The following is a 10,419-nucleotide window of genomic DNA, read 5'->3' on the forward strand; positions in this document are numbered from 1 at the left end:
TCTCATGAGGGCCAGGGCCGTCTATAAATCGGCCCAACCAACAGGCCGGATAGACGTACGCAGTTTAATCTCCCTTGCTCACTGAGCCATCGCAGACAAGCAACACTTGCAAGAGGTGTACATAGATGTACTTGCAGCGTGTCCTGGACGGGCACACCCGATCCCGGTGCGGGCTCTATGGAGAGAAAAGCCTCTGGGATCCTGCCGGGAGCTTCGCTCCCTTTCGCGGGCAAGGCCCGCTCGCACAATCCGTGCTATGACCCGCGGCCCAGCTGGAGGGCCCATCCCAAAAGGGTCGCTAGTGGTGGTCGTCGATGGGAACGTGGGGGCGCTCGGCGACGGGGTCGTGGTGGATGATCACTTCCGCCGCCGGGTAGTGCTCGACGATGCCGGCGCGGATGCGCTCGCCGAGGTCGTGGGCGTCGCGCAGCGACAAGGTCTCGTCCATGTCCACGTGCAGCTGGATGAACTGGGTGCGCCCGGACTGGCGCGTGCGCAGGTCGTGGAAACCGAGCGCGTCTTCCTGTTCGGCGACCACCGCGCTGATCACGTCGCGCACCTCGCCGGGCAGCTCATGATCGAGCAGCAGCTGGGTGGAGTCCCAACCGATTTTCCAGGCGGAGCGCAGAATATAGAGCGCGATCGCCAGGCCGACGATGCCGTCGACCTCCTCGAAGCCGTAGCCGGCCAAGATCAGTGTGAAAATGATGCCCAGGTTCACGGCCAGGTCGGAAAGATAATGGAGCGCGTCCGCGTCGATGGCGGTGGAGCCGGTGCGGCGCACCACATAGCGCTGCAGGAGCAGTAGCAGCGCGGTCAGCAGGATCGAGAACACCATCACGCCGACGCCCAGGGCGGTGGCCTCCAGCGGCGCCGGTTCGATCAGTTTGAGCACCGCTTCCTTGAGCAGAAACAGCGCCGAGCCGCCGATCAGCACCGCCTGCCCCAGGCCGGCCAGCGCTTCCGCTTTGCCGTGGCCGAAGCGGTGCTCGTCGTCGGCGGGGACCAGCGAATAGTGGATCGCGGCGAAGTTCATCAGCGACGCCAGGGAGTCCATCACCGAGTCCACCAGGGACGCCAGCAGACTCACCGAGCCGGTCATCATCCAGGCCACGGTTTTCACCGCGATCAATACCAGCGCGGTGGCCACCGAGGCGCTGGCGGCCAGGGTCAGAAGGCGGCGTTGCTGACGTTCGCTGTCGGCGTTCATATCACGACCGGTTCGGCAGCACGGTGAGCGGGTCCACCGGCTGGCCGTCCTTGCGGATCTCGAAGTGAAGCTGGGTGCGGAAGGTGCCGCTGGCGCCCATGGTGGCGATCTTGTCGCCGGCGCTGACCCGGTCGCCCTCTTTCACCAGCAGGCTGCTGTTGTGCGCGTAGGCGCTCAGCCAGCGGTCGTTGTGTTTGACGATCAGCAGGTTGCCGTAGCCGGTGAGGCCGCTGCCCCGGTAGACCACGCGGCCGTCGGCGGCGGCGCGCACCGGGCTGCCCTCGCGGTCGCCGATGGTGATGCCGCGGCGCCCGCCGGAGGCCTTGGAGAAACGTTCCAGTACCTCACCGAAGGCCGGCCACTGCCAGTTCACCGGGCCGGTGTCGGTGCTCGGCTTGGGTTTGGGTGCGGGCGGCGGGGCCGGTTCCGCCTTAGCGGCGTCGGACGACGGCTTGGCCGGGGCACTGCTCGACGAGGCGGGCGGGCGGGACGGCCGGGTGGCCTGCTTGGGGCCGCCGGCGAAAGAGAGGGTCTGGCCGGGATAGATGGTGTACGGCGCGTCGATGTCGTTGGCCTCGGCCAGCGCCCGGTAATCCCAGCCGTAACGCCAGGCAATGGAATACAGGGTTTCGCCACGCGCTACCCGGTGGCTGCCCGACGTCACTTTGGTGGCCTTGCTGTCGCGCTGATAGATGTCCACCACCGGCGGCGGATTCCCTACCGCGCAGCCGCACAGACACAGCGACAACAATGTGGAGAGCAAAACACGCAAAAGGTTACTCGTCCGTTTCAGTGACCTCATTATGCCCGGGCGCGGCGAAAGAAAGTAACCACACCAACACCAGACCCACCGCGGTCATCACCAGGGCCGCGGGCAGCTCACTGGAGCCCTGCACCGCGCGGGCGTACTCCGCCGGCCACAGCCAACGGTCGCCGACACCGCCCTCCACGCTCAGCCGCCAGGGCCACAGCTTCACCAGGGAGCCGGCCATGAAACCGCCGAGCAGCGCCATCACGGTGTCGTGGTGGCGCGCCAGCAGCCATTTCAACAGCCGCACGAACGCCAGCAAGCCGCAGGCGCAGCCGGCCATGAACGCCAGCAACAGGGGCCAGTCGCCCTGCTCCACCGCGGCCAGCACCGAGGGATACAACCCCAGCAGCAACAGAATAAAGCTGCCGGAAATGCCCGGCAGGATCATCGCGCAGATCGCCAGCGCCCCGCCGAGGAAAAAGATCAGCGGCGACACCGGGTAGGCGCCCAGCCCGGGGGCCAGGGCGATCAGCGCCGCCAGCGTGGTGCCGATCACGAAGGCCACGCCCTGCGTCACCCCGCGCTGCTGCAGCGGCTTGAGCACCATCACGATGCTGGCCAGGATCAGACCGCAAAAGAACGCCCATACCGGCACCGGATGGTTCTCCAGCAGCCAGCCGATCATCCGGGCCAGTAGCGCAATGCTAGTGAGGATTCCCGCCAAAAGCGTGCAAAGGAAGGTAAAATTGCCGGCCCGCCAGAACGCCAGGAAACCCTGGCGCCGCCACACGCCCAGCAGTCGCGGACCGATGCCGCCCAGGGTATCGATCAGTTCCTGATAGATGCCGGTGATCAGCGCCAGGGTGCCGCCGGACACGCCGGGCACCACATCCGCGGCGCCCATGGCCATGCCCCGCAGGAACAGGCCGGGACGCCAGGGCCCGCTCATTGCACGCCCCGTTGAAACGGCACGAAGCGCACCGTGTCCAGGGCCCGGGTGGTGATGTCGTCGCCGTGACGCTCCACCACCGTGAGCTTCTGCACCCGGTCGCCCACCGGCATCACCAGGCGGCCGCCGTCGGCCAGCTGGCCGAGCAGTTCATCGGGAATATCCGGGCGCGCGCAGGCCACCAGAATGCCGTCGAAGGGGGCGGCGGCTTTCCAGCCGAAACCGCCGTCGGCGTGCTTGAGCTGCACCCGCGCCATGCCCAGGCTGATCAGCCGGCGGCGCGCCTGGTCCTGCAGCGGGCGGATCCGTTCCACCGAATGCACCTGCTCGCAGAGCGCGGCCAGCACGGCGGTCTGGTAGCCGCAGCCGGTGCCGATCTCCAGCACCTTGGGCGGCACCCGGTCGGCGATCAGCAGCTCGGTCATGCGCGCCACCACCCAGGGCTGGGAGATGGTCTGGCCGTAACCGATGGGCAAGGCGGTATCGTCATAGGCCTGGTGAGCCAGGGCCTCGTCGATAAACAGGTGACGGGGGGTGTTGCGGATCACTTCAAGAACGCGCTCGTCCTCGATGCCCGCTTCCCGCAGGCGGCTGATCAGCCTTTCCCGGGTCCGTGCCGACGTCATGCCAATACCGCGCAGCTCTGTGTTCATGTGTGTTAATGCATCCCCAATCCAATGACGCGCCGGAGGTTTAGTTATCGTTGACCGGCGTATGTGTTTCCACCAACTCGGCGAGCACCGTGGTGGCGAACGCGCCGGTGGGCAGATCAAACCCCAGCGTCAGCACGTCGCCCTCGCTCCAGGCCCATTGTAAGCCATTCACCGGCAACCGCGTGGCCCGGCGCGCGGCGTCCACCCCTTCCCCGGCGAGCGCATCGACCAGGGCGTCACAGCCGTTCAGGGCGCGCGCTTCCAGTTGCCGGCAAGCCGCCGATGATGCCATGCCCGCCTTCCCCGGCAAAGGGGCGGTGGGGTGCACCTCGCCGGCGGCCACGCGGGCGCCGGCGCTGGCGTCCTGGTCGGCTTCAAACAGCCCGCGGCTGTCACGGGGCTGGAGGATATCGCCCTCCAGCGGCCGGTCCCAGACGCCCTCGCGCACCCGCTCGGCCAGAACCCGATTAAACAGGCCGCTGCGCACCGCCGACAACCAGATACCGCGCAGCGCCCGTTTACGGGGGGCCTCGCCGCCCAACAGCCATTGCTGGCCGCGTTGCCAGTTGCCGCCGCTCCGGCCGAAGCGCTGTTCGCCGAAGTAATTGGGCACGCCGCGCTCGGAAAGGGTATGCAAGGTACGCTCCAGGGCGTCGCGGTCAGCGTCCAGTTCACGCAGCACGATCTCGAAGCGGTTGCCGCGGTGCGTGCCCCGGTTGAGCTTGCGCCGGTGACGGCGCGCCTGCAGAGCGACCAGGCCCGCCGGCCAGGGGAAGTTCGGGTCCGCTTTGCCGGGCAGATGCAGGCTGAACCACTGGCGGGTCACGGCGCGGCGGTCCTTGAGGCCGCTGTAGCCCACGGCAAGACGGTGGATGCCGGCCTGTTTGGCCAGCCACAGGGCCACGTCCTCGGTGTTCCAGTCGGTTTTTTCGATCTCCAGCCAGAGGTGCTCGCCCTCGCCTTCCGGGACCACGTTCATAATCTCGGTGACGCGGAAATCCTCGAAGCCGGCGCGCAGCAGCGCTTTACCGAAGGGGCCGCCGTGGGCGGCGGGCGTGGCCGGCAGCGGCGCCGGCAGGTCGGCGTCGCGGCTCATTGGTCCTCGTGGGTGAGCAGCACCACCGCCTGCACGGCGATGCCCTCGCCCCGGCCGGTGAACCCGAGCCGCTCGGTGGTGGTGGCCTTCACCGACACCTGATCCATGCCGCAGTCCAGCAGGCCGGCGATGCGGCGCCGCATGGGGGCGATATGGTCGGCCAGCTTGGGCGCCTGGCAGATCACCGTCAGGTCCAGGTTGCCGATGCGCCAGCCGGCGGTGCTGACGCCGTCCATCACCGCCCGCAGCAGGCCGCCGGAGTCGGCGCCGCGCCAGCGCTCATCGTGATCCGGAAAGTAGTGGCCGATGTCGCCCAGCGCCAGGGCGCCGAGCAGCGCGTCGGCCAGGGCGTGCAGGGCCACGTCGCCGTCGGAGTGGGCCTTCAGGCCGCGCTCGTGGGGAATGCGCACACCGCCCAGCATCACATGGTCGCCCTCGCAGAAGGCGTGCACATCGAACCCCTGGCCTATACGAATTGCCATGCCAGCCCTTCCTCTTCCTGGGCCCGGAGATAAAAGCGCGCCAGCGCCAGATCTTCCGGAACGGTGATTTTGATGTTGTCGGCGTGGCCGGCCACCAGCGCCGGCCGGGCACCCGCCGCTTCCAGCGCCGAGGCCTCGTCGGTGATCGCCTCGGGATCGTCGCGCAGGGCGCTGAGCAGGGCGTCGTGCAGACGGCGGGCGTCGAACAGCTGGGGGGTGAGCGCCCGCCAGATCAGCGACCGGTCCAGGGTGGCTCGGATACGGGTGTCCGCGTCCGCCTGCTTGATGGTGTCGGTGACCGGCCGCGCCAGGATCGCGCCGTCGCCCCGGTCGTCATGGTCGAGCAGCGCCTGGATATCGGACAGCCGCACCAGCGGCCGCGCCATGTCATGCACCAGTACGCGGGCGTCCGGCGCCCGCTCCAGCACCGCCGCCACTCCGGCCAGCACCGACCGGGCGCGGCTGGCGCCGCCGGTGACGCTGGTGACGCGGGGATGGCCGGCCACCGCCAGTTCCGGCCACCAGGGGTCGCCGTCGGCCACCGCCACCACCACCGCCTGCAACGGCGCGAAGGCCAGCAGCCGGCCCAGGGTATGCTCGGCCAGGGTACGGCCCTGCAGGGTCAGGTACTGCTTGGGCAGCCCGGCGCCCATGCGCGCGCCGACACCGGCGGCGGGCACCACGGCGAACAAGGGAGGCGGCAAGGATAGAGAGCGGCGCTCAGTCACGGTCCGGGTCCTGTTGGGGCTCCACGATCAGGAAAAAGCTTTCGCCGTCACGGATCATGCCGAGATCCTTGCGGGCGATCTCCTCCACCGCTTCGGTGCCTTCTTTCAGGTCACGCACGTCGGCGGCCAGCAGGCGGTTGCGCTCGGCCAGTTCGGCGTTCTTGGCATTCAGCACTTCCACCTGCCGCTCCAGGCTGGCCACGTGGCGCAGGCTGCCCTCGCCAAACCACAGCCGCGCCTGCAACACCAGCAGCACCAGCGCCAGTACGGCCAGCACCACCTGGCGGGCGGGCGACACTTTCATCGCGCGCCCCACGGCGCCTGACCACGGCCGGGGAACGGAACGCTACGGCCGGCCATGCTGGCGTCAGCCCAGGAACCGGAACTCTTTGCGCCCGTTATAGGCGGCACGGCCCAGTTCCTCCTCGATGCGGATCAACCGGTTGTACTTGGCCACCCGGTCGGAGCGGCACAGCGAGCCGGTTTTGATCTGACCGGCGGCGGTGGCCACCGCCAGGTCGGCGATGGTGGTGTCGGCGGTCTCACCGCTGCGGTGGGAGATCACCGCGGTGAAGCCGGCGTCCTTGGCCATCTTGATGGCGTCCAGGGTTTCCGACAGGGAGCCGATCTGGTTGAACTTGATCAGAATCGAGTTGGCGATGTGCTCGTCGATACCGCGCTGCAGAATCTTGGTATTGGTGACGAACAGGTCGTCGCCCACCAGCTGGATTTTGTCGCCGAGCTTGTCGGTGAGCGTCTTCCAGCCGTCCCAGTCGGATTCGTCCATGCCGTCTTCGATGGAGATGATCGGGTAGCGGTCGCACAGCTCGGCCAGATAGTCGGCGAAGCCGGCGGCGTCCATGGTGCGGTCCTCACCGGCCAGCACGTATTTGCCGTCCTTGTAGAACTCGCTGGAGGCGCAGTCCAGGGCCAGGGTGATGTCGTCGCCGGCCTTGTAGCCGGCGATCTCGATGGCTTCCATGATCGCTTCCAGCGCCGCTTCGTTGCTGGGCAGGTCCGGGGCGAAACCGCCCTCGTCGCCCACCGCCGTGTTCAGGCCGCGCTTCTTCAGCACCCCTTTGAGGGCGTGGAACACCTCGGCGCCGTAGCGGATCGCCTCGGCCACGGTGGGCGCGCCCACCGGCTGGATCATGAACTCCTGGATGTCGACGTTGTTATCGGCGTGCTCGCCGCCGTTGATGATGTTCATCATCGGCACCGGCAGGGAGTACTCGTTGTCGTCGTCCTGCAGATCGGAGATGTACTCGTAGAGCGGCTTGTTCTGCGCCTGGGCCTCGGCCTTGGCGGCGGCCAGGGACACCGCCAGGATCGCGTTGGCGCCCAGGTTGCCTTTGTTCTCGGTGCCGTCGGCGTCGATCATGGCCTGATCGAGCGCGCGCTGATCGGCGGCGTCGCGGCCCACCAGCAGCTCGCGGATCTGTGAATTGACGTTGCCCACGGCGCGGGTCACGCCCTTGCCCAGGTAGCGGCTCTTGTCGCCGTCACGCAGCTCCAGCGCCTCGCGGGAACCGGTGGAGGCACCGCTGGGCGCGCAGGCGCTGCCGCGCTCGCCGTTCTCCAGAATCACATCGGCTTCGATGGTGGGGTTGCCACGGGAATCAAGAATCTCGCGGGCCTTGACGTCAACGATCTTGGACATGGGAGACGGTCTCCAGAAACGAAATCGGGTTCAATGGTTGTCGAAGGCGGGAAACGCCTTAACGGTATTATCCAGGGTCTGCATCTGGGTCAGGAATGGCTCCAGGCGGTCCAGACGCAGGGCGCAGGGGCCATCGCACTTGGCGTTATCCGGGTCCGGATGGGCCTCCAGGAACAGCCCGGCGATGCCCTGGCTGATGCCGGCGCGGCCCAGTTCGGCCACCTGCTGGCGGCGCCCGCCGGCGGAATCGGAGCGGCCGCCGGGCATCTGCAGCGCATGGGTCACGTCGAAGAACACCGGGTAGCCGAACTGCTTCATGATGCCGAAGCCGAGCATGTCCACCACCAGGTTGTTGTAGCCGAACGACGAGCCGCGCTCGCACAGAATCAGCCGCTCGTTACCGGCCTCTTCGCACTTGTGCAGAATGTGCTTCATTTCCTGGGGAGCCAGGAACTGCGGCTTCTTGATATTGATGATGGCACCGGTGCGGGCCATCGCCACCACCAGGTCGGTCTGCCGCGCCAGAAAGGCGGGCAGCTGGATGATGTCCGCCACTTCCGCCACCGGCGCCGCCTGGTAGGGCTCGTGCACGTCGGTGATCACCGGGCAGCCGAAGGTGTCCTTGATCTCCTGAAAGATCTTCAGGCCCTCTTCCATGCCCGGGCCCCGGTAGGAGTGCAGCGACGAGCGGTTGGCCTTGTCGAAGCTGGCCTTGAACACCCAGGGCATGCCCAGCTTGCCGGTGACCTCGGCGTAGGCCTCGGCCACCCGCAGGGCGATGTCGCGGGATTCCAGCACGTTCATGCCGCCGAACAGAGCCATGGGCCGGTCGTTGGCGAACGCCAGATCACCCAGCTCGATGGTGATGTTCCGCATGCTCTACTCCTTCAGATGGCGGACGACGTCCGGTGCGCCGCCAGGGCCGCTTCCACGTAGCCCTTGAACAAACCGTGGCCGTCACGCGGCGTGGAGGTGAATTCCGGGTGGAACTGGCAGGCCACGAACCAGGGATGGTCGCCCACTTCGATCACTTCCACCAGCTCACCGTCGTGGGAGCGGCCGACAATTTTCAGGCCGGCGGCTTCCAGCTTGTCCAGGTAGTTGTTGTTGACCTCGTAGCGGTGGCGGTGACGCTCGATGATGTGCGTCTTGCCGTAGCACTTCGCCGCCACGCTGCCGTCCACCAGCACGCACTCCTGGCCGCCCAGGCGCATGGTACCACCCAGGTCCGACGCTGCCGACCGCAGCTCCTTGCTGCCGTCTTCGCGGGTCCACTCGGTGATCAGCGCCACCACCGGGTCCGGCGTGTCCTGCTTGAGCTCGGTGGAATGGGCGCCGGTCAGGCCGGCCACATGGCGGGCGTACTCGATCACCGCCAACTGCATGCCCAGGCAGATGCCCAGGTACGGCACCTTGTTTTCCCGGGCGTAGCGGATCGCCGCGATCTTGCCCTCGGTGCCCCGGTCGCCGAAGCCGCCGGGCACCAGAATGGCGTCCACTTCGCCCAGCTCGGCGGTGCCGTCCCGCTCGATGTCCTCGGCGTCGATATAACGGATATTGATCTTCGCCCGGGTGGCGATGCCGGCGTGCATCAACGCCTCGTTCAGCGACTTGTAGGCGTCCGCCAGATCAATGTACTTACCCACCATGCCGATGGTGACCTGGCGTTCCGGGTTGAGCTGCGCTTCCACCACCCGGTCCCACTCGCTCAGGTCCGGCGCCGGCAGATCAAGGTGGAATTTCTCCACGATGATGTCGTCCATGCCCTGCTCGTGCAGCACTCGCGGCACCTGATAGATGGTCTTGCAGTCCGGCGCCGAAATCACCGCCCGCGCTTCCACGTTGGTGAACAGGGAGATCTTTTCCCGGGCGCCCTGGGGCACCGGATGGTCGGCCCGGCACACCAGAATGTCCGGCTGCAGGCCGATGGAGCGCAGCTCCTTCACGGAGTGCTGGGTCGGCTTGGTTTTGATCTCGCCGGCGGAGGCGATGTAGGGCACCAGGGTCAGGTGCACCAGCAGCGAGCGGCTGGAGCCCAGCTCCACGCGCAGCTGACGCACCGCCTCCAGGAACGGCAGGGATTCGATGTCGCCGGCGGTGCCGCCGATCTCGACGATCGCCACGTCGGCGTCGCCGGCGCCCTGCTCGATCTTCAGTTTGATTTCGTCGGTGATGTGCGGGATCACCTGCACGGTGGCGCCCAGGTACTCGCCGCGGCGCTCCTTATCCAGCACGTCCTGGTAGACGCGGCCGGTGGTGAAGCTGTTGCGCCGGGTCAGGCGCGTGCGGATAAAGCGCTCGTAGTGCCCCAGATCCAGGTCGGTCTCGGCGCCGTCCTCGGTGACGAACACCTCGCCGTGTTGATAGGGGCTCATGGTGCCCGGATCCACGTTGATGTAGGGATCCATCTTGATCAGGGTGACCTTCAGGCCACGGGCTTCCAACAGGGAAGCCAGCGACGCCGCGGTGATTCCCTTTCCGAGGGAGGACACCACCCCGCCGGTGACAAAAATAAAACGTGCCATGCACCCACCAGTAAGTCATGGATTGAACGCGCCCGCTTGCGGGAGCCCGAACGCCTTCCAAAAAAATACCCTTGCCCGCCGGGGTGGGCAAAGGTTCTCTTCGATAAATACGGGATGGCCGGATTTCGGACGCCTGGGCGACGTCAGGATGGCAAAAAATGATACCAGAGAGGCGCTATCCGGGAAACCAATATCGTCTTGGCTTAGTGGGAGCGGGCCCTGCCCGCGAAAGGGAGCGAAGCTCCCGGCAGGATGCCAGAGACCTTTCTCTCCAGAGAGCCCGCACCGGGATCGGGTGGGCCCGTCCAGGACACGCCACGAGTACATCCATGTAGGCTCGGCGTTTGGCCATCCCTGGCCAAACA

Annotated in this window: 11 protein-coding genes; all 11 read right to left on the reverse strand. The window is 67.1% G+C overall.

Annotated features, from left to right (window positions below; genetic code table 11):
- Positions 1-298: 298 nt before the first annotated feature.
- A complete protein-coding gene (locus ACEQZD_RS10920; RefSeq protein WP_370185417.1) occupies positions 299-1,210 on the reverse strand; it encodes a cation diffusion facilitator family transporter in 912 nt (303 codons plus the stop codon).
- A gap of 1 nt (position 1,211) precedes the next feature.
- Positions 1,212-1,982, reverse strand: a complete 771-nt coding sequence (locus ACEQZD_RS10925; RefSeq protein WP_370185419.1) for a peptidoglycan DD-metalloendopeptidase family protein — start codon at positions 1,980-1,982, stop codon at positions 1,212-1,214.
- 4 nt (positions 1,983-1,986) lie between these two features.
- Positions 1,987-2,910, reverse strand: a complete 924-nt coding sequence (locus ACEQZD_RS10930) for a DUF368 domain-containing protein (RefSeq protein ID WP_194856909.1) — start codon at positions 2,908-2,910, stop codon at positions 1,987-1,989.
- Positions 2,907-3,563, reverse strand: coding sequence for a protein-L-isoaspartate(D-aspartate) O-methyltransferase (locus ACEQZD_RS10935; protein ID WP_194856908.1), 657 nt, complete (start codon positions 3,561-3,563; stop codon positions 2,907-2,909). Before ACEQZD_RS10935 ends, ACEQZD_RS10930 begins: the two co-directional genes overlap by 4 nt.
- Before the next feature lie 40 nt (positions 3,564-3,603).
- A complete protein-coding gene (gene truD, locus ACEQZD_RS10940) occupies positions 3,604-4,659 on the reverse strand; it encodes a tRNA pseudouridine(13) synthase TruD (protein ID WP_370185421.1) in 1,056 nt (351 codons plus the stop codon).
- Entirely contained in the window at positions 4,656-5,141 is a 486-nt protein-coding gene (ispF, locus tag ACEQZD_RS10945) for a 2-C-methyl-D-erythritol 2,4-cyclodiphosphate synthase (RefSeq protein ID WP_194856906.1), read from the reverse strand. The genes truD and ispF overlap by 4 nt, the downstream gene beginning before the upstream one ends.
- A complete protein-coding gene (ispD, locus tag ACEQZD_RS10950; protein ID WP_335628476.1) occupies positions 5,126-5,869 on the reverse strand; it encodes a 2-C-methyl-D-erythritol 4-phosphate cytidylyltransferase in 744 nt (247 codons plus the stop codon). Before ispD ends, ispF begins: the two co-directional genes overlap by 16 nt.
- Complete coding sequence (gene ftsB, locus ACEQZD_RS10955; RefSeq protein ID WP_142950214.1) at positions 5,862-6,173, reverse strand: cell division protein FtsB; 312 nt, start codon at positions 6,171-6,173, stop codon at positions 5,862-5,864. Before ftsB ends, ispD begins: the two co-directional genes overlap by 8 nt.
- Positions 6,174-6,236: 63 nt before the next feature.
- On the reverse strand, positions 6,237-7,529 hold the full coding sequence (gene eno / locus ACEQZD_RS10960; RefSeq protein ID WP_335628477.1) for a phosphopyruvate hydratase: 1,293 nt from the start codon (positions 7,527-7,529) through the stop codon (positions 6,237-6,239).
- A 30-nt stretch (positions 7,530-7,559) separates the two neighbouring features.
- Positions 7,560-8,405 carry a 3-deoxy-8-phosphooctulonate synthase gene (gene kdsA, locus ACEQZD_RS10965; RefSeq protein ID WP_335628478.1) on the reverse strand — a complete coding sequence of 282 codons (846 nt, stop codon included), beginning with the start codon at positions 8,403-8,405 and terminating at the stop codon, positions 7,560-7,562.
- Positions 8,406-8,416: 11 nt separating this feature from the next.
- Positions 8,417-10,054, reverse strand: coding sequence for a CTP synthase (locus ACEQZD_RS10970; RefSeq protein ID WP_142950217.1), 1,638 nt, complete (start codon positions 10,052-10,054; stop codon positions 8,417-8,419).
- Between the last annotated feature and the right edge of the window lie 365 nt (positions 10,055-10,419).

It is taken from the genome of Alloalcanivorax sp. (genome assembly GCF_964221125.1).
GTDB classification, from domain to species: domain Bacteria; phylum Pseudomonadota; class Gammaproteobacteria; order Pseudomonadales; family Alcanivoracaceae; genus Alloalcanivorax; species Alloalcanivorax venustensis.